The organism is Rhizobium terrae, assembly GCF_003425685.1.
Classification (GTDB): Bacteria; Pseudomonadota; Alphaproteobacteria; order Rhizobiales; family Rhizobiaceae; genus Neorhizobium; species Neorhizobium terrae.
This window is the reverse complement of sequence record NZ_QJKM01000014.1, coordinates 177709-203157: the sequence shown is the minus strand read 5'-3', so window position 1 is coordinate 203157 and position 25449 is coordinate 177709. Positions and strand designations below refer to the sequence as shown.

23 protein-coding genes and 2 pseudogenes are annotated in these 25449 nt (G+C 62.1%); 19 read left to right on the top strand and 6 right to left on the bottom strand.

Annotated features, from left to right (window positions below):
* Positions 1-2 precede the first annotated feature (2 nt).
* The 16 genes and pseudogenes from DMO26_RS24660 to DMO26_RS24580 all read left to right on the top strand — a co-directional run bounded on the left by DMO26_RS24660 (position 3) and on the right by DMO26_RS24580 (position 15645).
* A complete protein-coding gene (locus tag DMO26_RS24660; protein WP_117194816.1) occupies positions 3-1487 on the top strand; it encodes an NAD(P)-binding domain-containing protein in 1485 nt (494 codons plus the stop codon).
* A gap of 34 nt (positions 1488-1521) precedes the next feature.
* On the top strand, positions 1522-2439 hold the full coding sequence (locus DMO26_RS24655; RefSeq protein ID WP_117194815.1) for an ABC transporter permease: 918 nt from the start codon (positions 1522-1524) through the stop codon (positions 2437-2439).
* An 11-nt stretch (positions 2440-2450) separates the two neighbouring features.
* Positions 2451-3308: an ABC transporter permease gene (locus DMO26_RS24650; protein WP_117194814.1), complete on the top strand. Its 858-nt coding sequence runs from the start codon at positions 2451-2453 to the stop codon at positions 3306-3308.
* Positions 3305-4495 carry a M24 family metallopeptidase gene (locus DMO26_RS24645; RefSeq protein WP_117194813.1) on the top strand — a complete coding sequence of 397 codons (1191 nt, stop codon included), beginning with the start codon at positions 3305-3307 and terminating at the stop codon, positions 4493-4495. Before DMO26_RS24650 ends, DMO26_RS24645 begins: the two co-directional genes overlap by 4 nt.
* A gap of 7 nt (positions 4496-4502) precedes the next feature.
* Entirely contained in the window at positions 4503-5513 is a 1011-nt protein-coding gene (locus DMO26_RS24640; RefSeq protein ID WP_117194812.1) for an ABC transporter ATP-binding protein, read from the top strand.
* Entirely contained in the window at positions 5510-6466 is a 957-nt protein-coding gene (locus DMO26_RS24635; RefSeq protein ID WP_117194811.1) for an ABC transporter ATP-binding protein, read from the top strand. The genes DMO26_RS24640 and DMO26_RS24635 overlap by 4 nt, the downstream gene beginning before the upstream one ends.
* Positions 6432-8699, top strand: coding sequence for a molybdopterin-dependent oxidoreductase (locus tag DMO26_RS24630; protein ID WP_117194810.1), 2268 nt, complete (start codon positions 6432-6434; stop codon positions 8697-8699). Before DMO26_RS24635 ends, DMO26_RS24630 begins: the two co-directional genes overlap by 35 nt.
* Before the next feature lie 4 nt (positions 8700-8703).
* Positions 8704-9195: a CMD domain-containing protein gene (locus DMO26_RS24625; RefSeq protein ID WP_117194809.1), complete on the top strand. Its 492-nt coding sequence runs from the start codon at positions 8704-8706 to the stop codon at positions 9193-9195.
* A complete protein-coding gene (locus DMO26_RS24620) occupies positions 9192-9770 on the top strand; it encodes a peroxidase-related enzyme (RefSeq protein ID WP_117194808.1) in 579 nt (192 codons plus the stop codon). The genes DMO26_RS24625 and DMO26_RS24620 overlap by 4 nt, the downstream gene beginning before the upstream one ends.
* A gap of 19 nt (positions 9771-9789) precedes the next feature.
* Entirely contained in the window at positions 9790-10176 is a 387-nt protein-coding gene (locus tag DMO26_RS24615; RefSeq protein WP_117194844.1) for a Rid family detoxifying hydrolase, read from the top strand.
* Between the two features lie 3 nt (positions 10177-10179).
* On the top strand, positions 10180-11322 hold the full coding sequence (locus DMO26_RS24610) for a PLP-dependent cysteine synthase family protein (RefSeq protein ID WP_319025410.1): 1143 nt from the start codon (positions 10180-10182) through the stop codon (positions 11320-11322).
* A 75-nt stretch (positions 11323-11397) separates the two neighbouring features.
* Positions 11398-12900, top strand: a complete 1503-nt coding sequence (locus tag DMO26_RS24605; protein WP_117194807.1) for an ABC transporter substrate-binding protein — start codon at positions 11398-11400, stop codon at positions 12898-12900.
* Between the two features lie 62 nt (positions 12901-12962).
* Positions 12963-13811: an alpha/beta fold hydrolase gene (locus tag DMO26_RS24600; protein WP_117194806.1), complete on the top strand. Its 849-nt coding sequence runs from the start codon at positions 12963-12965 to the stop codon at positions 13809-13811.
* Between the two features lie 179 nt (positions 13812-13990).
* Positions 13991-14123: pseudogene (locus DMO26_RS34530) on the top strand (FitA-like ribbon-helix-helix domain-containing protein); the annotation flags it as partial.
* A pseudogene (locus DMO26_RS24590) lies at positions 14120-14537 on the top strand (PIN domain-containing protein). The pseudogenes DMO26_RS34530 and DMO26_RS24590, both read left to right, overlap by 4 nt.
* A 356-nt stretch (positions 14538-14893) precedes the next feature.
* Positions 14894-15645 (top strand): IS5 family transposase gene (locus DMO26_RS24580; RefSeq protein WP_117194803.1). Its coding sequence is split into 2 segments (ribosomal slippage): positions 14894-15224 and positions 15224-15645, totalling 753 coding nucleotides; the frame shifts between segments, so codons are not numbered across the junction.
* Between the two features lie 324 nt (positions 15646-15969).
* Here the strand turns inward: DMO26_RS24580 and DMO26_RS24575 are convergent.
* Positions 15970-16824: an alpha/beta fold hydrolase gene (locus DMO26_RS24575; RefSeq protein WP_117194802.1), complete on the bottom strand. Its 855-nt coding sequence runs from the start codon at positions 16822-16824 to the stop codon at positions 15970-15972.
* Positions 16825-16973: 149 nt separating this feature from the next.
* Between DMO26_RS24575 and DMO26_RS24570 the strand changes: the two genes are divergently transcribed.
* A complete protein-coding gene (locus DMO26_RS24570; RefSeq protein ID WP_117194801.1) occupies positions 16974-17564 on the top strand; it encodes a CGNR zinc finger domain-containing protein in 591 nt (196 codons plus the stop codon).
* Between the two features lie 193 nt (positions 17565-17757).
* Here the strand turns inward: DMO26_RS24570 and DMO26_RS24565 are convergent, their stop codons facing one another.
* The 5 genes from DMO26_RS24565 to DMO26_RS24545 all read right to left on the bottom strand — a co-directional run bounded on the left by DMO26_RS24565 (position 17758) and on the right by DMO26_RS24545 (position 23151).
* Positions 17758-18675: an SMP-30/gluconolactonase/LRE family protein gene (locus DMO26_RS24565; protein ID WP_117194842.1), complete on the bottom strand. Its 918-nt coding sequence runs from the start codon at positions 18673-18675 to the stop codon at positions 17758-17760.
* Positions 18676-18698: 23 nt separating this feature from the next.
* Positions 18699-19649, bottom strand: a complete 951-nt coding sequence (locus tag DMO26_RS24560; RefSeq protein ID WP_117194800.1) for an ABC transporter permease — start codon at positions 19647-19649, stop codon at positions 18699-18701.
* The gene (locus DMO26_RS24555) at positions 19646-20587 is read right to left on the bottom strand and encodes an ABC transporter permease (protein ID WP_117194799.1); all 942 of its coding nucleotides are present in this window, start codon (positions 20585-20587) and stop codon (positions 19646-19648) included. Before DMO26_RS24555 ends, DMO26_RS24560 begins: the two co-directional genes overlap by 4 nt.
* Positions 20584-22047 (bottom strand): sugar ABC transporter ATP-binding protein, encoded by a 1464-nt coding sequence (locus tag DMO26_RS24550; RefSeq protein WP_117194841.1) that lies wholly within the window; start codon positions 22045-22047, stop codon positions 20584-20586. Before DMO26_RS24550 ends, DMO26_RS24555 begins: the two co-directional genes overlap by 4 nt.
* An 87-nt stretch (positions 22048-22134) precedes the next feature.
* Positions 22135-23151: a substrate-binding domain-containing protein gene (locus DMO26_RS24545; protein ID WP_117194798.1), complete on the bottom strand. Its 1017-nt coding sequence runs from the start codon at positions 23149-23151 to the stop codon at positions 22135-22137.
* Between the two features lie 240 nt (positions 23152-23391).
* Here DMO26_RS24545 and DMO26_RS24540 point away from each other — a divergent pair, with 240 nt between their 5' ends.
* Together DMO26_RS24540 and DMO26_RS24535 are read left to right on the top strand one after the other, a co-directional pair.
* Positions 23392-24630 carry a GAF domain-containing sensor histidine kinase gene (locus tag DMO26_RS24540; protein WP_117194797.1) on the top strand — a complete coding sequence of 413 codons (1239 nt, stop codon included), beginning with the start codon at positions 23392-23394 and terminating at the stop codon, positions 24628-24630.
* A complete protein-coding gene (locus DMO26_RS24535) occupies positions 24627-25343 on the top strand; it encodes a response regulator transcription factor (RefSeq protein WP_117194796.1) in 717 nt (238 codons plus the stop codon). The genes DMO26_RS24540 and DMO26_RS24535 overlap by 4 nt, the downstream gene beginning before the upstream one ends.
* Positions 25344-25449: the final 106 nt, after the last annotated feature.

Below are 25449 nucleotides of genomic sequence, written 5' to 3'. Positions count from 1 at the left end.
TCTTGAACGTCCAAGCGAAGCAGCCGTCGACGGGTCTGGCAGGTCTCGAAAGCAGACTGGCCGACGACCTTTCGCTCCTCGAGCTTCCTCCCAAGGAGTGGGTGCCGGCGACCGAATACGACGGCGAGCGTGTCTATGACGCCGTCGTCGTCGGCGCCGGCATGTGCGGGCTCGTGGCGACCGCGTCGCTGAAGATGCTTGGTATTCACAACGTCGTCTGCTTGGACCGCGCTCCGCAGGGGCTCGAAGGGCCATGGGTCACGTTCGCCCGCATGGAGACGCTCCGCTCGCCAAAGCAACTGACGGGCCCGGCCCTCGGCCTGCCGTCGCTGACCTTCCGCGCCTGGTATATGGCGCAGTTCGGCGCGGAGGCCTGGGAAGCGCTTGGCAAGGTCCCGAAAGAACAGTGGATGGATTACCTGGTCTGGTATCGCAAGGTGCTTGACCTGCCGGTTCGGAATCGTATCGCCGTCACCGGCATGGCGCCGGTCAATGATGATCTGATCGCCCTTGATGCCGCCAACCTGTCCAGCGGAGAGGATGAGCGGATATATGCACGACATGTCGTGCTTGCAACCGGCCGCGACGGTCTCGGCGGCGGCTACGTGCCCGACTTCGCGCAGCATGTGGATCGCAGGTTCTGGGCGCATTCGGCCGATGACATCGACTTTGCGGCCCTGAAGGGAAAGCGCGTCGCCGTGATCGGTGCCGGGGCCTCGGCCATGGACAATGCTGCGACCGCCCTCGAAGCGGGGGCCGCTGGTGTCGACATGATCATCCGCCGCAAGGAGATGCCGCGCGTCAACAAATTCACCGGCATTTCCAGCCAGGGCGTCGTGCAGGGATTTGCGGGCTTGAGCGACGACTGGAAGTGGAAATTCATGGACTATGTGCTGGGGACTCAGACGCCGCCGCCGCGGGACTCCACGCTGCGGGTTTCGCGCCATCCCCACGGTCGGTTCTTTCTGGCGACGGGGGCGCGCGGCCTGTATGAGAAGGGCGACCGAGTGATCGTCGAGACCAGCCGCGGCGACCTGGAATACGACTTCGTGATCTTCGCGACCGGTTTCCGTGTGGAGCTCGATGCGCGGCCGGAACTTCACCATTTCGCACCCTTCATCCAATTCTGGCAGGACGTCTATGCACCCGCCGAGGGCGTGGGGAACGGCGAACTCGCAACCTCGCCCTATCTCGGTCCCGATTTCGAGTTCCTCGAAAAGGTACCGGGAAGCTGCCCCTCGTTGCGGCTCGTTCATTGTTTCAACTATCCGGCCTCGCTCAGCCACGGCAAGCTGTCGGGCGATATCCCGGCCGTCAGTGACGGCGGACGCCGGCTAGCGCGCGGCATCGCCCGCAGCCTCTTCGTTGCGGACCGCGAAACCCATTTCGCCAACCTCGTGGCCTACGCGACGCCGGAATTGCTTGGCGACGAGTGGACCGATTCCGCCGCGATGCTCGATGATCTCGAAAAGGGTGCGGCGGAATGAGAGACACGGTTCTTGCCGCTGCGGGGCCATGCCCATGAACCGCTACCTGGCAGTCAAGCTCGGAGAAGCGCTGCTCGCCATCTGGGGTGTCGTGACCATCGTGTTCTTCGTCAGCCGCGTGCTGGGCGATCCTGCGGTGCTGCTGCTTCCGGTCGGAGCCGACCAGCAGGAGATCGATGCGCTGCGGATCACCCTTGGTCTCGATCGGCCGATCCTCGAACAATATGCCCTTTCCATGGTCGCGATGCTGCGCGGAGATTTCGGCGTTTCGTTCCAGCATACCCGGCCGGCGATGGATGTCGTTCTCGAACGCATGCCGGCCACCATCGAGCTTGCCGGGGCCGCATTGCTGTTCGGTACGCTGATCGGTGGCGCCGCCGGCGCGGTTGCCGCCTTGAAGCGCGGCACCATCTCCGAATTCGTCGTCATGATCGCGGCCCTGTTGGGGCAGGCGACACCCGTCTTCTGGCTCGGCATCATGCTGATCCTCGTCTTTTCGGTCGATCTCGGCTGGCTGCCGACCGGCGGCTCGGGCACGATCGCCCATCTGGTTCTGCCGGGGCTGACGCTTGCGGTGTTCGTCTCCGCCTCCATTGCCCGGCTTTTGCGGTCGTCGCTGCTCGACATCATGCGCGAGGACTACGTCCGCACCGCCCGCGCCAAGGGCCTCATGCCGCGCACGGTATTTTTCTGGCATATCGCCCGCAACGCGCTGATCCCGGTCGTGACGATGATCGGCATCATCGCTGGTGAATTGCTCGGCGGTTCGGTGGTCATCGAGACGGTGTTTGCCTGGCCGGGCGTCGGACGCATCATCATGCAGGCGATCCAGGCTCAGGATTTCCCGGTCATCCAGGCGGGTGTCGCTCTCGTCGCCGCTATCTTCATCCTCATCAATCTGCTGGTCGACCTGCTCTACGGCGTGCTCGATCCGCGTATCAGCCGGCAATAAGGGGGCCTTCCATGAAGTCCTTCTTCCTCGCCCTCCTGAAAAGCCGCGCCGGACTGTTCGGCTTCGTGCTCGTCTTGGTCTTCGTCCTGGCCGCATTGCTTGCGCCCTATCTTGGCCTGCCGGTCCCGACCCGCTCGAACCTTGTCGCCCGCATGGCGGCACCCACCTGGACGGGGCTTTTTTCGCCGGGCGCCCATCCGCTCGGCACCGACGAACTCGGCCGCGACATCCTCTCGCGCATCGTCCACGGGAGCCGGGTAACGCTGACGATCGCCACGGCCGCCGTCGTTCTCGGCGGCATCGTCGGCACGCTTCTCGGCATTGTCGCCGGCTACTATCGCGGCATGGTCGACCGGGTGCTGATGCGCATCGTCGATATCCAGCTCGCCCTGCCTCTCATGCTGCTCGCGCTTCTGGTGATCGCGGCGCTGGGGCCGTCCACTACCAACCTCGTCGTCGTGCTCGCGCTGACGAGTTGGTTGCGTTACGCGCGCATCATCCGCGGCCAGGTTCTGGCGCTGCGGGAGAGGGAATTCGTGCTCTCCGCGCATGCGATCGGGGCGGGGACCTGGCGCATCATGATCAAGCACCTCCTGCCGAACGTCCTGACGCCGGCGCTCGTGGTCGCGACGCTGGAACTCGCCCGCATCATCATCATGGATGCGGCGCTGTCCTTCCTCGGCCTCGGCGTCCAGCCGCCGAACCCGAGCTGGGGCCGAATGCTGGCCGATGGCCGCGTCTACATCTCGACGGCCTGGTGGATCGTCACGTTCCCGGGTGTCGCGATCCTTTTGACCGTGCTCAGCGTCAACCTCCTGGGAGACTGGCTGCGCGACTACTTCGATCCGAAATTGAGGACCATGCGATGAACAAGATATCCCCATCCGGCCTGCCGCCCCGCGTCGGACGCCTCAAGGCGGGCATGGCGAAACAGGACGTCGATGTCATCGTTTCCTTCAAGCCGGAGAACAGCTTCTATTTCACCGGTTTCAACCCGATCATCTATTCGCATCCTGTGATCGCCATCCTCACGCGCGACCACGACCCGATCATGCTCGTGCATGCGCTGCGCGACGATCATGGCCGGGCGAGCGCCTGGGTGCCGGACATTCGTCTTTATGGCGCATGGTCCACCAAGGTGACGATGGGACCGAACTGGCAGGATGCGCTTGCCTCCATCCTCGGCGATCTCGGCGTTGCTGCAAAGACTATCGGGATCGAGGAGGAGTTCATTTCGATCCAGCGGCTCGGTCAGCTTCGCAAGGCTCTGCCGGACGCGACGTTCACCGATGTCAGCCCTCTCATCGATCATTGCCGGCTGATCAAGGATCCTGACGAGATCGCCCAGGCGCGCATCGCCGCGAAGATCGCCGACCTTGGCATGGATACCGCGGTCGAGACGCTGGCGGCGGGCGGAACGGAGCGGGACGTCGCGATCGCCTCGATGCACGCGATGAACAGGCTCTGGGCGAAAAACTATCCCGATGTGGAAGTCTGCGATTTCGGCTCCCTGGAGGGCGGTGTTCAGAACGGCCTCTGGACCTGGGTGCTCTCCGGCCCGCGCATGTTCTTCAATTGCGATAACCCGACCCAGCGCAAGCCGCAGCGCGGCGAGGCGGTCTCGGTCCTTATCTGGACGATCGCCAATGGCATCCATGCGGAAAACGAGCGGACCGTGGCCATGGGACCGTTGCCGGAGGTCAACAGGCGGGCGCTCGACGCCATCCTCGAGATTCGCGGGGAGGTCGATGCGATCATCAGGCCCGGGACACCCTACAGGGACCTGTTCGAGAAGACCCGTGAAGGCCTGAAAAAGCGCGGCTATGCCGCCAATATTCCCGGCCGCATCGGTCACGGCATCGGGCTCGGCGGCCACGAGCATTCCTCGCTCGACGCCAATTCTCCGTTGGTGCTGGAGCCGGGCATGATCTTCACCTTCGAGCCCAATATCCGTGTGCCCGGCGTTTGCGCGACACAGATTTCCGACACGGTTCTCATGACCGAGACCGGCCGCGAATACCTGACCCGCTCCGCCGGCGGCTACCTGGAGGTCTGAGCGTCCGATGGCTCCGCTGCTCGAGGTCCGTAATCTTACCGTCGCGTTCGACACGCCGTCCGGCACGGTGCATGCCGTCAACGACGTGTCCTATATCCTTGAGGAGGGCGAGACCCTCGGCATCGTCGGCGAATCCGGTTCGGGCAAGAGCGTGCATGCGCTTTCGATGGTCGGGCTGATCGCCACCCCGCCGGGCCGCATCGTCAGCGGCCAGGTGATCTTCAACGGCCGCGATCTGCTGACACTCTCGCAACGCGAACTTTTCGACCTGCGCGGCAAGGAGATTGGCTTCGTCTTCCAGGATCCGATGACCTCGCTCAACCCGGTGCTGACGATCGAGCGGCAGATCGCCGAACCTTTGCGCCGGCACTTCGGCATGTCGAAGAGCCAGGCACGGGCGCAGGTGATCGAACTTCTCGAACTGGTCGGCATTCCCGATGCCGCCCGCCGCGCCCGGCAGTATCCGCATGAATTTTCCGGCGGCATGCGCCAGCGGGTGATGATCGCCATCGGCATTTCCTGCAACCCGAAGCTCCTGATCGCCGACGAGGCGACGACGGCACTCGACGTCACCGTCCAGGCGCAGATCCTCGATCTCGTCCGCGAGCTGAAACGCAAGATCGGCACGACCGTCATCTGGATCACCCACGACATGGGCGTGGTCGCCGGCCTCGCCGATACCGTGCAGGTCATGTACGGTGGCCGCATCATGGAGCGTGGTCCGGTCCGTTCCGTCTTCCACGATCCGCGCAGCGCCTACACCTGGGGCCTCCTGAAATCGCTTCCACATGGCGGCCGGCGCGGCATCAACCGGCTCTATCAGATCCCCGGCAATCCACCCGATCTGACGAAGGAACCGGTCGGCGATCCTTTCGCGCCGCGTAATCCCTTCGCCACGGAGCGGTGCAAATTGGAAACGCCGCCGCTTGTCGATGCTGCCGACAGCACTCCCGGCCATCGGGTGGCGGCCTGGTACGACCTGCGTGCCGAGCTTGCGCGCATGGAGGCACAGGCATGACCAAGCTTCACGCCAGCCCTCTCGTTTCCGTCAACCGGCTTTGCAAAACCTATGGTGGCGAAGGCAGGCTGTTTGGGTCCCGGACTGTTGCGCTCAAGGCCGTCAACAATGTCAGCTTCGACATTGCGAGTGGCGAGACGCTCGGTCTCGTTGGCGAATCCGGCTCGGGCAAGAGCACGACCGGGCGCGTGCTGCTTCAGCTCGAGGCACCGACAAGCGGCGACATTCTCTTCAGGAACAAGAACATCACCGGTCTTTCCAAGGCGATGCTCAAGCCCTACCGGCGCGACATGCAGATCATCTTCCAGGATCCCTATGCCTCGCTCAATCCGCGCATGACGGTCGGGGAATTCGTCGCCGAACCGCTCGATGTGCACGGGCTTGCCGGGGCGCGGTCGGAGCGGCAGGACCGGGTCGCTTCGCTCTTCAAGAAGGTCGGTCTCGACCCCTCGTTCATGAAGCGCTATCCGCACGAGTTTTCCGGCGGACAGAGGCAGCGCGTCAACATCGCCCGGGCGATTGCGCTCAATCCGGCGTTTATCGTCGCGGACGAGCCGATCACCGCGCTCGACGTCTCAATCCAGGCGCAGATCGTCAACCTGTTCCAGGATCTGCAGGACGAGCTGGGGCTGACCTACCTCTTCATTGCCCACGACCTGTCGATGATCCGTTACCTCTGCCATCGGGTCGCGGTGATGCTGCGCGGCCGTATCGTCGAGATCGGTCCCTGCGAGGCGATCTTCGAGAATCCGCAGCATCCCTATACCAAGGCGCTCCTTTCGGCAATCCCGGTTCCCGACCCGGATATCGAGCGCAACCGCCAGCCTATCGCTTTTGATGTCAATGCCAACCTGCCGCCCGAGGAAGCCTTGTTACGGGCGGTCGGGGATCGGCACTTCGTCCTGGGAGGTCAGCGCCATGCACCTGTTCGCGACTCATTTCGGGATCTATGAGGTCGGCTTTGACGCGAACGGGAAACCGCGGCTCCTGCCTTTCCGGTATGATCCCGATCCTTCGGAAATAGGGCTTGGCTATCTGGATCTTGCCGATCATCGCGAGCGCATCCGTGTGCCCATGGTGCGGCGCTCCTGGTTGGAAAATGGACCGTTGGCCGGCACGGGCGTCGGTCGGGGCAGGGAGGAATTCGTCGCGGTGGGCTGGGACGCGGTCGCAGGCCTGATTGCCGATGAATTGCGGCGTGTCCGCTCCACCCACGGGAACCAGGCGATCTTCGGTGGCTCCTACGGTTGGGCAAGTGCCGGCCGGTTCCATCATGCGCAAAGCCAGCTCAAGCGGCTTCTCAACCTCGCCGGCGGCTTCACCTCCTCGGTCAACAGCTATTCCTACGGCGCGGCCGGCGTGCTGCTGCCGCATATCTTGGGGAGGGACTACAAGGACGCCTGTGATACGGCGCCGTCCTGGAGCGACATTGCGGAGAATTGTGAACTGCTCGTCGGGTTCGGCGGCTTCCGGCTGACCAATGCGCAGGTCGAGGCGGGCGGCACCGGTAGCCATCGCTCGGTCGAATGGCTGCGGCGCTGCCAGGAAAGGGGCGTTCGGATCGTCGTTTTCAGCCCGGCGGCGGGTGATGCGCCCCTGGGCCAGAATGTTCGGCACGTCTCGATCCGTCCGAACACGGACGCGGCTGTCATGCTCGGCATGTGCCACAGGCTGTTGACCGAGGGATTGTTCGATTACGAGTTCCTCAATCACTGCACCACGGGCTTCGGAGAGTTCGAAAGCTACCTGATCGGGGAGACGGACGGCATTGCCAAGGACGCCGCCTGGGCGTCGGCGATCTCCGGCGTGCCGGCCGAGACGATCATCGGAATTGCCGAAGACCTGCACGACCATCGCAGCCTGATCAACGTCGCCTGGGCGCTGCAGCGTGCCCGTTTCGGCGAGCAGCCGTTCTGGACGGCGATTGCGCTTGCCTCCATGGCTGGCCATGTGGGGAGGAAGGGCTGCGGTTTTGCCTTCGGCCTGACCGCTGTCAATGCCGTCGGCCAGCCGGTACGCCGGCTGAAGGGGCCGGCGTTCGAGCAGGGAATGAATCCTGTTCGTCATTTCATCCCCGTCGCGCGCATAACCGAGCTTCTTGAAAACCCGGGCGGGCGGATCGAGTATGATGGCCAGACCCTCGAACTGCCCGATATCCGGCTTGTCTGGTGGGCCGGCGGCAATCCTTTCCATCACCATCAGGACCTCAATCGTCTTGTCGAAGTCTTCCGGCGCCCGGAAACGGTGATCGTCACCGAGAACATGTGGACCGCCACCGCGAAGATGGCGGACATCGTGCTTCCTTCGGCCTTTCCATTTGAGCGGGACGACGTCGCGGCCTCATCGCGCGATAATTGGCTGGTCTACAGCCGGCGCGTCATGGAACCGCCGGAAGGGGTGCTCGCCGATCATGAGGCCTACTGTCTGATCGCCGATAGGCTCGGTTGCCGCGAAGCGTTTGATGAAAACCGCTGCGTCGACGACTGGCTGGCTCATATCTATGAAGGTTACCGTCAGCGCTATCCCGAACTGCCCGACTTCCAGGCCTTCCGCTCGCGGGGCTTTGCGATCCTTGACGAAGGGGAGGACGCGCCGGCGCCCGCCGATCATTTCCGCCGCTTCCGAAACAACCCCGACCGCTCGCCGCTGAAGACGCCGAGCGGTCGGATCGAGATTACCTCCAGCACGATCGGCGAATTCGGCTATCCCGATATCGGTTCGCATCCTGCCTGGAGGGAGCCGGAGGAATGGCTCGGCGCCCCGCTTGCGTCGCAACACCGGTTCCATCTTCTTTCGCCGCAGCCCGCGCACCGTCTGCATGGACAGCTTGAATACGGCCCCGCCAGCCAAAGCGCTAAGCTGAAGGGTTGCGAACGGTTCATGCTGAGTGCCGGGGATGCAAAGGGGCTCGCCGTCGGGGATGGCGATCTTTGCGAACTCTACAACGACCGGGGCCGCACGATCGCAGCCGTGACGATCGACGCGGGCCTGATGCCGGGCGTCGCCGTCCTGCCGACCGGCGGCTGGTTTCACCCGGACGGCGACGGGATCGATCATGGCGGCAATCCGAATACGCTGACGCCGATCACGGCCGCTTCCCGCCTGTCTCAGGCGACCGCACCGAATTCCTGCCTAGTTTCGATCCGCGCATGGCGCGGATCGGGACCGGAACAACATGAGGACTGAATGCATGGATCAGATTGATATCCTGTCGGGGATAAAGCCGGATTCCGAACTCTACCGGATCCGCCGCGAGCGGCCGGACTATGTGGAGGGGACGGAACTGTGCCGTCAGACGGTGCTGGAGCCCGGCCACGGATTCGGCATCGGCCACGCCATGCGCGCGGCACTCGCCGCCCGCATGGCGCGGCTGATCGGCCGGAACGATCTGGCGCGGGCCTATGACTTGATGCTGGAGGAAGCCGGCAGCAACGAGACTCTGGCGGCGATCGGCTCCGCCGCCGAGCTTCCGGCGGATGAGGACATCTTCACGCAGGCGCTTGTCCGCCATGCCGACCTCGTCACCAGGACGCCACGTGACAACACCAGCGCCGACATCGAGCGCCTCGCAGTCGCCGGACTTTCCAACCCGCAGATCATCGCGCTCTCGGAACTGATCGCCTTCGTCAATTTCGAGGCGCGCGTGATCGTCGGCCTGGAAGCATTGGAGCTGGTGGCATGAGTGCGTCGCGTTTCAAGGTCAAGGCGCTCGCCTGGGCGCCCTATATCGAGCCGGTCGATGTGGCGACCGCCACGGAGGAGCAGCTTGCGGCCATGCAGGTGACCCCTTCCAACACCAAGGTGTCGCCCTACGTGCGCACGCTCGCGCACGACCCGGAATCCTATGTGGCACGGACGAAGCTCTTCAATGCCATAATGTATGCCAAGGGAGGACTCGACCGGGCCGAACGGGAACTCGGCGCGCTCGTCGCTTCCGCGGTCAACCGCTGCGTCTATTGCGCCTCCGTCCACGCGCGCCGCTACGTGGAGCTTTCCGGCCGCTCCAACGTGGTCGAGGAAATCTACGTGCGCGGTCTCGATGGCCCATTCGAGCCGAAGATCCAGGCGATAGTCGATTTCTGCAGGACGCTGTCGCAGACGCCCTCGCATGTCGGCAGGGATCAGGTGCAGGCGCTGCGCGACCATGGTCTTTCGAAAGCCGAGATCGTCGACCTCATCCATTCCGCCGCAATCTTCGGCTGGGCGAACCGTCTGATGCACACGCTTGGCCACTCCACACCGGTTGACGACCGATAACATGAACAAGGAGAACATCATGAACGCCATATCGACCGAAAATGCTCCAGCCGCGATCGGACCCTATTCGCAGGCTGTCCGGCATGGAGATCTGCTGTTCGTCTCGGGGCAGCTTCCGATCAATCCATCGACCGGCAATTTCAGTTCCGACGATGCCGTCGAGCAGATGAAGCAGTGCCTGAAGAACATCGCCGCGATTGCCGAAGCGGCCGGCACCGATTTGTCGAAGACGATCAAGACCACGATCCTGCTGACCGACCTTTCCGGATTTGCGGCGATCAACGAGGCCTATGGCGCGGTGTTTTCCGCGCCCTATCCGGCGCGTGCGACCTTCGAGGTCTCCGCCCTGCCCAAGGACGCCAAGGTCGAGGTCGAGGCCGTCATCGCTATTCCTGCAAAGGCCTGACCCATGTCGGGCACCCAATCCTCCCCGTCCTGCCCGCCGGTGATGCGGCTGCACGAAAGCGAGGATCGCGACTGGGCGCGGCAAGCGATCGGTATCTTGCAGGGCGACGGCCGCCGCTCGGCTGACACCCATCTGGTCAACCCGGTCTTCAAGGGGTTGAAGGGCATCTCGATCTACCTGAAGGACGAATCGACTCATCCTACCGGCAGCCTGAAACACCGGCTGGCACGCTCGCTCTTCCTCTACGGCATCTGCAATGGTCGGATCCGGAAGGGTACGACCCTGGTGGAAGCTTCATCCGGCTCGACCGCGGTCAGTGAAGCTTATTTTGCCCATCTTTTGGAACTGCCATTCATCGCGGTGATGCCGCGCTCGACCAGCCGCCAGAAGATCGAGGCGATCGAGCGCTTCGGCGGGCGCTGTCATTTCGTCGAAAGCCCCGGCGAGCTCTATCATGTCGCCCAGCGCTTGGCCGAGGAGGCAGGGGGCTACTATCTCGACCAGTTCACCTACGCGGAGCGGGCGACCGACTGGCGCGGCAACAACAACATCGCCGAGAGTATTTTCGAGCAGATGCAGGCTGAGCGCCATCCGCATCCGGCCTGGGTGGTGATGAGCGCCGGCACCGGCGGCACTTCGGCGACGATCGGACGCTATATCCGCTACCGGAATTTCCCGACGAGGCTCTGCGTCGTGGATGTCGAATATTCCGCTTTCTACGATGCGTATTGCTCCGGCGACGTGAACGTCACCTGCGAGAGGCCCTCGCGCATCGAGGGGGTCGGACGGCCGCGGGTCGAACCGTCCTTTATTCCGGGCGTCATCGACCACATGATCAAGATCCCGGATGCGGCGTCGGTTGCAGCCATGCACGTCCTGTCGGAGCGGCTGTTCCGGCGGGTCGGCGGTTCGACCGGCACCAATTTCTTCGGGCTATGCTGGATCGCCGGCTGCATGATGGCGGCAGGCGAGGAAGGCTCACTGGTCTCGCTGATCTGCGACAGTGGCGACCGCTACACCTCCACCTACTACAACCCCGACTGGCTGAAGGAGAACGGCATCGACATCGAACCCCATAGGCAGATGATCGAGACCTTCCTCGATACCGGAAAGTTCGATCCGATTATTCTCAAGGATACGCGATAGAGGAAGTCCGTTCCTTGCAGGCAAGCATAACAGCATGAAAAACAATAATATTCTCAAACCAGAAGGAGACGGAACATGAACAGGAAACTGATATCTACGGCGGTCGCCGCCGTTTCATTGAGCGCCCTGATGTCGACCACGGCGCTGGCCGAGGGCAAGACGCTGACGATCGGCATCACCAATACGATCAACACTTTCGATCCGCACATGACGGCATCGGTCGGCACCGATCTCAGCCTGCTCAGCCATATCTATCCGTCGCTGGTGCTGCGAGCCCCCGACATGAAGATCGTGCCGTGGCTGGCCACCGAATGGAAGAGCGTCGACGATCTGACCTGGCGGATCACGCTGCGGTCGGACGCGACGTTCAATGACGGTGAGAAGATCGACGCGGAAGCGGTGAAGTGGAATTTCGACCGCGTGCGGGATCCGGCGCTCAACGCCCGTATCAAGGCCTGGTTCACGCTGATCTCGGACGTCAAGGTCGTCAGTCCGACCGAGCTCGAGATCAAGACGAGCGCGCCCTATCCCGCGATGATCGAGCAGCTCTCGATGTTCTTCCTTCTCCCGCCGAAATGGGTGGCAGAGCACAAACCGGCAACCGAGACGGCGTCGGGGGGCCCTTATGTGCTCAGTTCGGTCAAGCCGGGCGAAAGCTTCACGCTCGATGCCAATCCGCAATATTGGGGCGGGAAGCCTGATTTCGATCGGGTTATCATCCGCGTTATCCCGGAACCGGCGAGCCGCGTCGCGGCCCTTCTCGCCGGTGAAGTCGATTTCGTGAATTCGATCCCCACCACCGAAATCCAGCGCATCAAGGACAATGGCGGCGCCCAGGCCGGCGCCGTGCCGAGCACGCGCACTGTGTTCATCAAGTTCAACACGACGAAGCCGCCGCTCAACAACAAGCTGTTCCGGCAGGCGCTCAACTACGCCGTCGACAAGGAAGGCATCGTCAAGGCCATCTTCAACGACCAGGCCGAGATCGCCCGCTGCGAGGTGATGTCGAAGACCTATTTCGGCTTCAACCCGGACCTGAAACCTTATCCCTATGATCCGGACAAGGCCGCCGAACTGCTGGAGCAGGCGGGCGGCGCCCCTTCCGAACCGATCGAGTTCGACGTTCCGAGCGGAACCTATCTCAATGGCGGGGAGGTGGTGCAGGCCGTCGCGAGCCAACTCGAGGAGATCGGCGTCAAGACAAAGATCGTCGAGATGCAGTTCAGCGCCTACATGGATAAATACCTGAAGACGAAGGACCTTGCCCCCTTGAGCCTGCTCAGCCAGGCCTGGCCGACGATCGACGCCGACGGTCTCCTGACCCTTTTCGCGCCGGGCAACATCTACGCTTATTGGGACAATGCCGATTTCGGCAAGGCGCTGGCGGACGGCCGTTCGACCATGGACAAGTCCAAACGCCAGGAGGCCTACAAGAAGGCGACCGAGGTGATGTGCGACGAAGCGCCCGCGCTTTTCCTCTACACGCAGCCGGCGACCTTCGGGCTTTCCAAGCGCATCACTTGGACGCCGCGCGGCGACGATTGGGTCCGTGCCTTCGACATGAAGCCTGCCAATTGATGATCCCGAATCCCGCGCTCGGATGGGGCGCGGGATGCCCTCCAGCCAGATCGAGGACAATCATGCCGACAGTGACCCTGAACAACGCCACCTTCGTTTACGACGATATCGGGGATCCGGATGCGGAAACCATCATCGCGCTTCATGGCGGACGCGGCATCGGCGATCGGCGCGGCGAATTCAACGCCTACAAGCCGCTGTCGGACAAGTATCGCCTGATTGCCTACGACCAGCGCGGATGCGGCGAGACCAGTCTGACGCCGCCCTATACGTTCGAGCAATTGGCGGACGACGTCGAAGCCTTTCGCGTGAATCTCTGCGGCGGCCGCAAAATCATCCTGCAAGGAGGCTCTTTCGGCGGCATGATCGCGTTGACCTATGCAGTCAAGTATGGGCACAACCTTTCCCGGCTGATCCTGCGCGGCACGACGGCGAGCTATCATCACGAGGACGACGCGATGGTGGTGTTCAAGGAACGCCTCCACAAGGCGACAAGCGCCTCGCTGTCGATGCTCGACAAGATGTTTTCCGACAAGGTGAAGGACGACACGGAGCTTCGTCTCATCTGGCTTGCCCTGCAGCCGCTCTATTATGAGAAGTTCGATCCGGATGCTGCGCTGGAACGGACCCGCACCATGCACTTGCATGCCGAAACCCACAACGCGCTCTTCAAGGAACGGCTCTACGATCTCCGCGATCGCCTCGAGGACATCCCTGTGCCGACGCTGGTTATCTGCGGGGCGGAAGACTGGATCTGCCCTCCCAACCATTCCCGGCTGATCGCCGAGCGAATCCCCAAGGGCGAGCTTCTCGAAGTGCCGGGGGCGAACCATGCGGTCCATGCCGAGGCAAATGCCATTGTTATTGCGGCGATTAGGACGTTTTTGGACCGGACCGCTTCATTACAATGACCTTAAATTGCTTCGTGTCGTCTCGAAAGTTGGCGTGCATTTGACCTCGACCTGCTCGGTATGACATTCCGACGGATCTGCAGGTGCCGACAAGGTTTTGAAGCGGCGGGAGCGTTGCCACGGTGTTGGTGGCTTAACGGCTGATGGATAAGTGAGCGCTATGAACAGCCAGACCATGTCCCCCTGAACGGGTTAAGCTCGGCTCTTTACTGGCGGGCTATTGGTCGCGACGCTGAGCTTCCCGACAGCGACGTTGAAGCCCTGCAGAAAAGTCGCGACAAGACACCTGCTGAACCGATCACCTTTGAATGATCTTGCTGAACACCAACGTTATATCCGAGCCGTGGAAACCGATTCCAGATGACGCAGTAGTCGCCTGGTTGGACGCCCAAGCCATTGAGACGCTGTTCCTTTCGATAATAACGATTGTTGAGCTTCGCTTCGGCATCGCTGCTTTGCCCGCGGGGAAACGGCAAACTATTCTCCGCAACCGCATTGAGGCTGAAGTGCTGCCTCACTTTTCCGAGCGTATACTATCCTTCAATCTGGCGACTTTACGATTTTATTCGGAACCGATGACTCGCGCGCGAGTATCTGGGAAAGCGATCGGCACCGCTGATGGCTACATTGCCGCCATAGCAGCAGCGAATGGCCTTGCAATCGCCACTCGCGACCCAAGCCCGTTCGAGGCCGCCGGGTTGAAAGATTAATCCCTGGTCCCGATGACGACAGTGTGGATTCAAGTGCCGTAGGTTCGCATCGGTTCAAGACCAAAGCCTACCGCCCAAGCCGCCATCTTGGTATCGAGCGTTCGATCAATCGCAGGAATCGTTGGTTGCGAGCCCCCCGCAACCAAAGTTTAAGAGCCCATCAGGCTCGAAGCGAATCCCGGAAAATACCCCCTCCCGCAACCACTGAAACTGTAACCGTCGCCATCTCGCCTCCTCCTCGGCAAGGACAGCGCGGAACCGCTTCAGATAAGCCGGCCCGATCATTGAACGCGCCCGCTCTAGGGCTTGTTGAGCTTCAGGGTTTCGTTGAAAGACGCATGATGATTCAAGCTCCTTTTGAGGAGTTTGAAGATGATTCGGACTGTGTTGACGGACGCCCAGTGGGACAGGATGGCTCCCCATTGCCTTGGCAAGGATAGCGACCCCGGTCGCAGCGGCGGTGACAACCGCCTGTTTCTGGAGGCGGTTCTTTGGAAAGCACGCACCAACAGCCCTTGGCGGGATTTACCGGATGAGTTCGGCCACTGGAACACGATCTTCAAGCGCTTCAACGACTGGTCGAGGAAGGGCGTGTTCGAGCGGATATTCGAAGCTGTGTCGGATGATCCGGACATGGAATATGCGATGGTCGACGCTACGATCGTTCCGGTCCACCGTCACGGACACGGCGCAAAAGGGGGACTCAAAATCAGGCGATCGGACAATCGAAAGGTGGTTGGACGACCAAAATCCTTGCCCTGACCGATGCCCTTGGCAACCTCGTGCGGTTTCACCTCTTGCCCGGCCAGCGTTACGATACAATCGGCGTGGCTGCCCTGATCGACGGCATCGATTTCGACACGATCCTTGCCGACAAGGCTTTCGACGCCAACTGGATCATTGAGGAAATGAACGAGCGCGGTGCGCGGATCGTCATTTCCCAGAGACCAAAACGAAAGCATCCCATCACGATCGACAAGCAAGTCTACAAATGGCGGCACCTGATCGAAAACTTCTTTTGCAAGCTCAAAGAGTTCAAGGCCATCGCCATGCGAAGCGATAAAACCGACAGAAATTTCTCTGCAATGATCTACGCTTGCGCCGCCGTCATAAACTCAAGATGAATCTCAACAGGCCCTAGACAACCGCTGCACACTTTTGCGCCACAGACCTTAGACTGCAATGTCCTGAGGTCTCGCAGCGAGCGAGTCGCCAGTCTTGACGTGCCGCTCCGCAACGCGTTTCGGCTGCCGCCTCAAGCGGCCAAAGGGCTTGTCCAACGCCGGAACTCGGCTTGGGCCATCAGTGTTTTTCGCGCTCATAAAAGCCGGGCAGCTCGGTATCGGGCACTTTGTATTGCTTGTCCCCGGTCACGGCAGCCGGTCGGCTCGTCATAAGCGGTCAGCATGGGTGATCGAGTGCCGGTCGGCTGGAGCGACAAAAGAAAATCAAGCTCGCCGCACGTTCATTTCGAGTATGAAGCGGGTCACGAGAGCTGCGCATTCTCTGTGATGGGTCTCCAAAAGCTGGTGTCCGCTCTCGAAGACGTGGGCCTCCAACGCCTCAAGGCTGCGATTGTATGCCATGATCTCGTTTATATCAAAGAAGGGGTCGTGCCTGCCCCAAAGCAAAAGGCACGGCGGCTGGTGCTTGCGATGGTAGTCTCCGATGGTCGGGAAACGCGCAATGTGAGATCCGTAATCGGAGAAGATCTTAAACTGGATGTCGATGATTCCGGGCCGCGCCAGACGCTCCCAGTCGAGATGCCAGCCCTCAGGGGGATAGAGAATCGCCAGGCGCTCCGGCTGATTTCCGATGTACTGGTATCGGGTCGTGTCGAAATTCATCCAGTCGGGCAGCTTGGCCCGGTTTTCTTCAGTGGGATCGGCAAAGAATGCCTTCGGGGCGTCCCATCCTGGTCCTAGCCCCTCGTCGTGGGCATTGCCGTTCTGGACGATGAGCCCGCGAATGCGGTCCGGCCGGCGCGTCGCGAGATGATAGCCCACGGGCGTGCCGAAATCGTGGATGAACAGGAAGAATCTTTCGAGGTCCAGCGCCGTGAGAAGCGCGTCGATCGTGTTGGCAATGTTCTCGAATGTGTAGTCGTAAGCATCAGCGGATGGCGCGGAGGAGTAGCCGAAACCGGGCAGATCCGGCGCGACGACATATGCTGTTTCCGCCAATGGCTCGATGATGTTGCGATACATGTAAGACGAAGTCGGGTAGCCATGCAGGAGCAAGATCGCCGGCTTGTCCCGATCGCCTGCATGCCGGTAGAAGATGTCAAGTCCTTGGACATTCACCGTCTCGTGGCGGGTCTTGTGGTGATAGGTTTCCCTCTCTCATTTCTCCTTTTCGCTTGACGGAAGCATCGTCTAGCCTTGAAACCGGATATCATGCTTATGATGGTTACCGTCGTAACCAGATAACATGCCTATAGAGGTTATGTTCCATGGCGAACGCACAAACGAAATGGGTACCAGAGCACTTCATTGGCGGGCATCCCGCCCTTGACCTCGCGAATGCCGTGTTCAATCGGCGAGTGCCCCAGCCCGACAACGAGCTGCTTAAATCCGCCGGGGACGTTGGAAACTGGTTTAAAGCGTCGGGGCTTGCCGGCGCCCGCGAGGCTGAGGCGGTCGCGGGGATAGCGGGCCGACCTTTCCTGAAAGGGATTCATGCAATCAGGGAGGCCTCGGCGAGGATATTCGGACTGCTCATCGGGGAAAAGCCGCCTGCGGCGGAAGCATTGGGCCTGCTGTTCGAATGCGCCGCCGGCGGACTTACCTGCGGTGCAATCGGATTGGACGGCACGAGACCCAAGCTCGCCCCTGCCAGGTGGCAGGATCCCGATGCCGTCCTTGCTGTCCTTGCCATGCTCTCGATCGAAGGTTTCTTCACCCTGCCACGAGACAGGCTGCGTTCCTGCCCCCGCTGCGGCTGGTTGTTCCTAGACACCTCACGTGGCGGGAAGCGTCGCTGGTGCAGCATGCGGATCTGCGGAAACCGCGAGAAGGTCTCGCGCCACAGGGCGCACGAATAGAACGCGTCGGGCCGCAACCTCGAGCGTCTCCGAGGACACATCCAGGCGGATCAGGCAAGCTGATGTAGCGTCGGGAACCCCCGGGGTCGGATGGTCAATCTTCGTGATGGTCATGCCGCGTCTCGGCGGGCCGTCGCCGATGAACCGTCCGCTTGGAGGCGGGATGGCGGCATTTAATCTCAGAACATCGAGGTCAGCCCAAGGCCGAACCGTTGGTCGCCAGGAAGACGGAATAGAGCGATCTGGTGGCGGTAATAAAAAGCCGGTTTCTGCGCGGGCCGCCGAAGGTGACGTTGGCGACCGTCTGCGGCACGAGGATCTTGCCGAGCAGCCTGCCTTCCGGCGAGAAGCAATGCACGCCGTCGCCGGCGCTGGTCCAGACATTGCCCCCGACATCGACGCGGAATCCGTCCGGCAGACCGTTGTCGAGGCTGCAGAAGATCTTGCCGTTGCCGAGATGTTTGCCGTCGGCCACTTCGAAGACGCGGATGTGGCGCGGTGCCTTGATGTCATGGCTCGACGCGGAATCCGCCACGTAGAGTTTCGTCTCGTCCGGCGAGAAGGCAAGGCCGTTCGGCTGGCCGAAGTCGGTGACGACGGCAACGAGCTCGCCGGTTCCGGGATCGAGGCGATAGACGTTGCGCGTCTCCTGTTCCGGCTCGGCGCGATAACCCTCGTAATCGGACTTGATGCCGTAGGTCGGATCGGTGAACCAGATGCTGCCATCCGAGTGGACCACGACGTCGTTCGGCGAGTTGAGCCGCTTGCCCTGGTAACGGTCTGCGAGAACGGTGATCGAGCCGTCGATCTCGGTGCGGGTGACGCGACGGCCGCCGTGTTCGCAGGAGACGAGTCGACCCTGACGGTCGCGCGTGTTGCCGTTGACGAAGTTGGACGGCGAGCGGAAGATCGACACGCCGCCGTCTGGCGCCCAGCGCAGCATGCGCTGGTTGGGGATGTCGCTCCAGATCAGACAATTCAGGTCTGCGAACCAAACCGGGCCTTCCGCCCATCGACAATCGGAATAGAGCTCCTCAAGGGCAGCGCTGCCGACGATCAGCTGCCGGAAACGTTCGTCGTGGATTTCGTAGATGGAAGGGGTCTGCGGCATGGGACGCGTCCGATCGGAGTTGTTCATCGGTTGGACTGGCGACCGCCGGCAACGAAGATGACGGCGATGATGATGAGGCCGGTGAGGATGAGGCGGAACCCGGCTCCGAAGCCATAGGTGTTCAACATCGACACGACAAGGAACATGAAGAGCGAGGCGCCCCAGATACCGGGAATATTGGAATTGCCGCCGGCGACCGCGGTGCCGCCGATCACCACCACGGCGATCGACATCAGCAGGTATTCGGACCCCATGTTGAGCGCCGCGCCGCCGGAGAAGCTTGCGAGCAGGTAACCGCAGATCGAGGCCAGCACCGCGCAGAGGATGTAGGTGACGAGCCGCGTGCCGTCGACCGGAATGCCCGTCATGCGTGCGGCAAACGTGCTCTGACCGATAGCGGAAATCCAGCGGCCGTAGATGGTCTTTTCCAGCAGAACCCAGGCGAGCGCCGAGAGAATGAGCGCGACGATCGCGATGTTCGGGATGCCGAACAGATTGGAGGTCGTGAAATCCGCCAACATATCCGGCGGCTTGATGCGCAGGCCGCGGTTCGCCCAGATCGCCGTCGACTGGATGATGAAGCTCATGGAGAGCGTCGCGATGATCGGGGGGATGCGCAGCAGTTTGATAAGCACATAATTACCGATGCCGACGGCGAAGCCGAGCAGGATCGAAAGCAGCAGGCCGACTATGATCATGCCGTCCTGCACATCCATCAGTTTCAGCGCCAAGGTGCCCGAAAGTGTCATCGTGGCGGGCACGGAAAGGTCGATATTGCCGGGGCCGAGCGTGATGACGAACATCTGGCCGATGCCGACGATGACGGAAAATGCCGCAAAGGTGAGCGCCGCCTGGGACAGGTCGAGCGAGCTTGCGCCGCCGGTGAAGAGCACGGTGACGATCCAGACGATGATCGTCGCCGCAAAGGACCAGATCCAGGGTCTGGAGAAGAGGTGGCGGCGTGCGGCGTTCATCGGCTCTTCTCCCGCTTTTCCAGTCGGTTGAGGAAAAGGCGGAGCGCCAGGACGACGATCAGGATCGCGCCCTGGGCGCCGATCTGCCAGTCGGGCGAAATCCGCATGAAGGAGAGGAACGAGCCGGCAAGCGTCAGCGTCAGCGCGCCGATGACGGCGCCGATAGGCGAGACCTTGCCGCCGACGAACTCTCCGCCGCCGAGGATGACGCCGGCAATCGACAGCAGCGTATAGCGCAGCGCGATATTGGCGTCCGCAGAGGTCGTGAGGCCGACGAGCGCAATGCCGGACAAAACGGCAAAGAAACCGGCGAGCGCATAGGTTCCGGCGCGGATGCGGATCACCGACCAGCCGGCGCGTTCGACCGAGCGGACATTGCCACCGACGCCGCGGATCAGCACGCCCGCGGAAGAGCGCATGATGAGGAAATGGGTGGCAAGCGCAATGACGACGCTCGCGACGATCGCCATCGGCACGAAAGGCGGCCGGGAGGTCATCAGCCAGCGCGCCCAACCCGGTGCCTCGCCGCCGGGAGAAGGCAGCATCAGCACCGCCAGCCCGCCCCAGACAAAGCTCATGCCGAGCGTCACGACGATCGACGGCAGTTCACGGAGATGGATGACGACGCCGATCGCGGCATAGGCGGCGATCGCGCTAAGGAAGATCAGCACTCCCACTGCCGGCGAGGACTGCAGGAAAGTTGCGGTCACGCAGGCGCAGAAGCTGACGAAGGTGCCCATCGACAGATCGAGATCGTTGACCGCCATGATGAGCATCTGCGCTACGGTCGCAAGCGCGATCGGTACGGCGAGATTGAAGAGCAGGTTTAGGCCGGTGTAGCTCATGGCGCGCGGCTGCATGTAAAAGACGGCAGCGAGCAGCAGGATGAGCGACGCGGCGGGAATGAGCAGGCGGATGGTGCCGGAAGATATCTTCATGCGGCTTCGCCTCCCGCGAAGGAGGCTTCGAGCACGTTCTGTTCGGTGATCTCGTCGCCGACGAGTTCGGCAACGATTGCGCCTTCGCGGAAAACATAGACCCGGTCACAGAGGCGTATTTCGTCCATTTCGGTCGAATACCAGATGAAGGTGCGGCCGCCGGCTGCTTCGGCGCGCAGGATTTCGTAGACCTCCTGCTTGGTGCCGACATCGACGCCGCGCATAGGGTCGTCCATCAGCACGATCCTCGCCGTCGTCGCCAGCGCGCGGGCGAACAGCACCTTCTGCTGGTTGCCGCCGGAGAGCGACAGGATGTGGTTTTCCATGTCGGGCGTGCGGATTTCGATGCGTTTTTTCCAGCCGTTGCCGAGCGAGGCCTCGCGCCCGCGATCGACGATCGAGTTGGAAGAGAGATTGCGGAGTGAGGCTATGCTGAGGTTCTTCAGAATGCTCCAAAGCGGGAACGTGCCGTTAAGGCCGCGGTCACCGGCGACAAAGGAAATCTCCTTCTCCCGAGCCGGCCACCAGTTGCCGTTGCGCGAAAGATAGAGATCGAGAAGCGTTTCCGTCTGGCCGTGGCCGCCGAGGCCGGCAAGGCCGACCATCTCGCCGCGATGCGCTTCGAAAGCAAGGCCATGGCCGCGTCGCGGCGGCGTGGAGAGGACGGGCGCGCCACCGCGCTTGCCCGGTGAACGCAACCATTCCTGTTCTCGCACCACATTGCCCATCGCCTCGACAAGGCTGCGGGAGCTGAATTCGGGCGCAGCGCGATCGGCGACGACGCGGCCGTCCTTCATCACCACGATGCGGTCCGAGGTGGAGAGGATCTCGCCGAGGATGTGGGAGATCAGCAGGACCGAGCCGCCTTCGCCGACGAAGCGGCGGATATAGGCCATGAGCTGGGCTGCCAGTCCCGCATCGAGCGACGACGTCGGTTCGTCGAGGATGACGAGTTTCGGTTTTTCATGGAGGCCGGCGAAGCTGATGGCGATTTCCACCATCTGCCGTTCGGCGATGGAAAGATCGTCGACCGTGCTATCGCAATCGATGCGATGGCCGGGAAATATGTCCTGCAGTTTCCGCTCGACGAGCGCGCGTGCTTTTGTCCGCCAGTTCCAGCCGGCAAGTTCCGCGTGCATGATGCGGGCGTTCTCGGTGACGGTGAGATTCGGGCAGAGCGACAGCTCCTGGAAAACGCAGCGGATGCCGCTGGCCCGTGCCGCCGATATGCCGTGCTGGCCGCCCTTGCCGGCATGGGTGATTTCACCGGCATGCGGGGTCAGGCCGCCGTTGATGACGTTGACGATCGTGGATTTGCCGGCGCCGTTGTGGCCTACCAGCCCGACGCATTCGCCGGCATGGATGACGAGATCTGCCCCGTCCAGCGCCTTCACGGCGCCAAAGGTCACCTTGATGCCGCGGGCGGCAACCACCTCTCGTCTTGCTGTCACTTCATTCATGCGGAACACGTCGTCGATGGTCGGCGGCACGGTAATCAGGGTCGCGGCATCGGCCGATGCCGCGACCTTTCTTGGGAGAGGATCAGCCTACTTGGCGCTGCTGATGACCTTCTGAGCGTCTTCCAGAGAATACTCGACATTGGCGACGCCGCCCTTCTGGGTGCCGGCGAGATTGGTTTCGAGATTGCCCTGGTCGATGCGCAGGAAGGGTACCACGAGGTCTTTCTTCACCTGCTTGCCGTCAAGGATCTGCTGTGCCACCCAGAAGGCGAGCGTCGAGACACCCGGCGCGATCGAGACCGACATGGTCTCGTAACCGTTCTTGTCCTTCTGCTGCTTCCACCAGACGAGCTCGTCCTCGCGGTTGCCCATGACGATGGTCGGGATCGGGCGCTTGGCGGCAGCGAATGCCTGGGCCGCGCCATAACCATCGCCGCCCTGGGTCACGACTGCGGCGATTTCCGGCAGGCTCGGCAGGATGCCGGCGACGGCGCGTTGCGCGACGTCTTGCGCCCAATCGCCGTTGACTGCGCCGACGATCTTGAACTGCGGGTTCTTCTGGACGCCAGCCTGGATGCCGGCATGGATCTCGTCATCCACCGATACCCCGGCAAGTCCGCGGATTTCCAGGAGGTTACCGCCCTTCGGCATCTTCTTGGCAAGATAATCAATCTGGCTTTCGCCCATCGCCTTGAAATCGACGGCGATGCGCCAGGCGCAGGGTTCGGTCACGATGCCGTCGAAGGAGACGACCGTGATGCCGGCGTTGCAGGCCTCCTTGACCGCACCGTTCAACGCGGTCGGCGAGGCGGCATTGATGACGATCGCGTCATAACCCTGCAGGATCATGTTCTGGATCTGGGCTGCCTGTTCGGTCGCCTGGTTCTCGGCTGTCGTGAACGGATCGGCGGCGGCGACGACCTTCTTGGCGACGGCATCCTTGGTGATCTTGTCCCAGCTGGTCAGCATGGCCTGGCGCCAGGAGTTGCCGGCATAGTTGTTTGAAAGCGCAATCTTCTTGCCCGAAGTATCGGCCAGGGCGGAGACCGGCCCGGCAACGCAAGCGATGGCGACAGATGCGAAAAGCATCTTCCTGATGATCATGATTTCCTCCCTAGAGTTCCCAACGGGCTTTCCCCGGCCCGCTCCTCAACGGTTGTCCGAAGATAGTGATTGTGCTGAGCCCCGTTTGCTCAGTAAAGCGAGCATGGAGGAGAAATCTGATGTTGTATAGGCGCATACAAGCAACCTTTCTGCGGGTACTCGCGCAAAATTTGCGGGTTCCCGCAGGACAAGAACCACGGCGAAGCGTCTAATAGGTTCGAGGACTGGAGGAGGTCCGCCATGCTCAACTCGACGCGGAATTCGCTGTTCGACCGCTATCTCGGTATTTCCCGGCTGCTGGCCGGTCAGCTCGATTTCCATTCGATCATCCAGGCGGTGGCGGCCGAGATCAGTCACATCATCCCGCACGACCATCTCGACGTCTGCATCAAGATGCTGGACGGCAAATACCACATCGCCTACGAAAGCGGGCTCGAGACGGCGTGGAGCAAACATCCGCCGGCGCTGCTGACCGGCAGCCCGATCCGTACGCTGCTTTCCGGCGAGGTCGATTTCCTGCTGTCGCCGGATGCCTGCGCCGATCCGCGATTCCATTTCGAGGGCGCTTTTTCAAGCCCGATCATCGAACTGTCGCTCAGGAGCCGGCTGCATGTGCCGCTGAAGGTCCAAGGCGATATCATCGGCGCCCTGAGCTGCTCCAGCCACGAGCGTGACGCCTACACGATGGAGGACGTTGAGAACGCCCGATCGATCGCAGACCTGCTGGCGCCCTATTTCTTCGCGCTGAGGGCTGCGGAACAGGCCAAGCGTTCGGCGATCGTCGAGACGGAGGCCCGTGCCCGGGAGGAAGGTTTGCGGCTTGGCGCGCTGAAGCTGACCGAAGCGCTGGAGGCGGAACGGCAGCGGATCGGCATGGACCTTCACGACCAGACGCTTGCCGACCTGACGCGGCTTTCACGGCGCATGGAGCGACTGTCCGGTCTTCCGGACATGCATGGGGAGGCTCTCGAACCGCTTTGCCGCACGCTGCAGCAGTGCATGCACGATCTTCGCCAGATCATCGAGGAGGCCAAGCCGACGGTGCTGCAGCTTTTCGGGGTGGCGGAGGCGATCGAGAACCATCTGGAACGCTCGGTGCGTGAAAGCGGACAGGCGATCGAATGGCGGATGGCCGACGAAAGCGACGGCGCGCTCATTGATCTCGACCAGACCGTGGCGACGGCGCTTTTCCGCATCGTGCAGGAAGCGGTCAACAATGCCATCCGTCACGGCCAACCGCAAACGATCACGGTGCGGCTTGCGAGCCATGAGCGGATGCTCTCGATCGAAGTGACGGACGACGGCGGCGGCATCCGCAATCCCCGCGACAAGGCGGGCCATGGGATCGACAACATGAAGACGCGGGCGCGGCTCATTTCGGCGAAATTCGAACTCGGCAGCAATGCGGATGCACGGGGCACCTCCGTGAAGGTCACATTGCCGGTGGTCGCGCGACGCATGGCGGAGACGTCGTCATGAGGGTGCTGATCGTCGAGGACGACCCGCTGCACCGCTCCTATCTGAACGAGGCCGTGCGGGCGGCACTGCCCGAATGCGACATGGTGCTGGAGGCGGAGAATGGCCTGAGCGGCGAACTCCAGGCCCGCAAGCTGCGGGCGGAACATGTCGTCATGGACCTGCAGATGAGCGAGCGCAACGGCATCGAAGCAGCTCGCACGATCTGGCGCGAGCGGCCGGACACGAAGATCCTGTTCTGGTCGAACTATTCCGACGAGGCCTATGTGCGCGGCGTGGCGCGCATCGTTCCGGAAGGGGCGACCTACGGATATGTGCTGAAGTCCGCCTCCGACGAGCGGTTGAAGCTCGCCCTTCGGGGTGTCTTCATGGAATCGCAATGCGTGATCGATCGCGAAGTGCGCGGCATCCAGCAGAGAAACCTCGGCAACGCGCATGGTCTGAGCGACGCGGAATACGAGATTCTGGTGGACGTGGCGCTCGGCCTCACCGACAAGGCGATCGCCCAGCGCAAGAAGCTGTCGCTACGCAGCGTGCAGAACCGGCTGCAGCAGCTTTATGAAAAGCTGGACGTGTACGAAGTTCCCGGCGAGGGACCGGAAGGCTGGTATAACCTGCGCATGCGGGCGGTGGCCGTGGCGCTGCTCCGCAAGGTTCTGAATGCCAGCGCACTCGAACGCGCGGAACGGGAGTTGCGCAATTCCGGCGGAAACTGATCGGTGACCCCGAAAGCCTTATGCTATTCATCCCGGCAGTATTCCAGATCTGCAGGGAAATGGGCTCTGAAGTCGCCGATGCTCTTCTAGGTTAACCTTTCCCTAA

Coding starts and splice junctions, on each gene's coding strand:
- DMO26_RS24655 (WP_117194815.1), top strand. CDS start 1,522: ATGAACCGCTACCTGGCAGTCAAGCTCGGAGAAGCGCTGCTCGCCATC.
- DMO26_RS24650 (WP_117194814.1), top strand. CDS start 2,451: ATGAAGTCCTTCTTCCTCGCCCTCCTGAAAAGCCGCGCCGGACTGTTC.
- DMO26_RS24645 (WP_117194813.1), top strand. CDS start 3,305: ATGAACAAGATATCCCCATCCGGCCTGCCGCCCCGCGTCGGACGCCTC.
- DMO26_RS24640 (WP_117194812.1), top strand. CDS start 4,503: ATGGCTCCGCTGCTCGAGGTCCGTAATCTTACCGTCGCGTTCGACACG.
- DMO26_RS24635 (WP_117194811.1), top strand. CDS start 5,510: ATGACCAAGCTTCACGCCAGCCCTCTCGTTTCCGTCAACCGGCTTTGC.
- DMO26_RS24630 (WP_117194810.1), top strand. CDS start 6,432: ATGCACCTGTTCGCGACTCATTTCGGGATCTATGAGGTCGGCTTTGAC.
- DMO26_RS24625 (WP_117194809.1), top strand. CDS start 8,704: ATGGATCAGATTGATATCCTGTCGGGGATAAAGCCGGATTCCGAACTC.
- DMO26_RS24620 (WP_117194808.1), top strand. CDS start 9,192: ATGAGTGCGTCGCGTTTCAAGGTCAAGGCGCTCGCCTGGGCGCCCTAT.
- DMO26_RS24615 (WP_117194844.1), top strand. CDS start 9,790: ATGAACGCCATATCGACCGAAAATGCTCCAGCCGCGATCGGACCCTAT.
- DMO26_RS24610 (WP_319025410.1), top strand. CDS start 10,180: ATGTCGGGCACCCAATCCTCCCCGTCCTGCCCGCCGGTGATGCGGCTG.
- DMO26_RS24605 (WP_117194807.1), top strand. CDS start 11,398: ATGAACAGGAAACTGATATCTACGGCGGTCGCCGCCGTTTCATTGAGC.
- DMO26_RS24600 (WP_117194806.1), top strand. CDS start 12,963: ATGCCGACAGTGACCCTGAACAACGCCACCTTCGTTTACGACGATATC.
- DMO26_RS24570 (WP_117194801.1), top strand. CDS start 16,974: ATGGCGAACGCACAAACGAAATGGGTACCAGAGCACTTCATTGGCGGG.
- DMO26_RS24565 (WP_117194842.1), bottom strand. CDS start 18,675: ATGCCGCAGACCCCTTCCATCTACGAAATCCACGACGAACGTTTCCGG.
- DMO26_RS24560 (WP_117194800.1), bottom strand. CDS start 19,649: ATGAACGCCGCACGCCGCCACCTCTTCTCCAGACCCTGGATCTGGTCC.
- DMO26_RS24555 (WP_117194799.1), bottom strand. CDS start 20,587: ATGAAGATATCTTCCGGCACCATCCGCCTGCTCATTCCCGCCGCGTCG.
- DMO26_RS24550 (WP_117194841.1), bottom strand. CDS start 22,047: ATGAATGAAGTGACAGCAAGACGAGAGGTGGTTGCCGCCCGCGGCATC.
- DMO26_RS24545 (WP_117194798.1), bottom strand. CDS start 23,151: ATGATCATCAGGAAGATGCTTTTCGCATCTGTCGCCATCGCTTGCGTT.
- DMO26_RS24540 (WP_117194797.1), top strand. CDS start 23,392: ATGCTCAACTCGACGCGGAATTCGCTGTTCGACCGCTATCTCGGTATT.
- DMO26_RS24535 (WP_117194796.1), top strand. CDS start 24,627: ATGAGGGTGCTGATCGTCGAGGACGACCCGCTGCACCGCTCCTATCTG.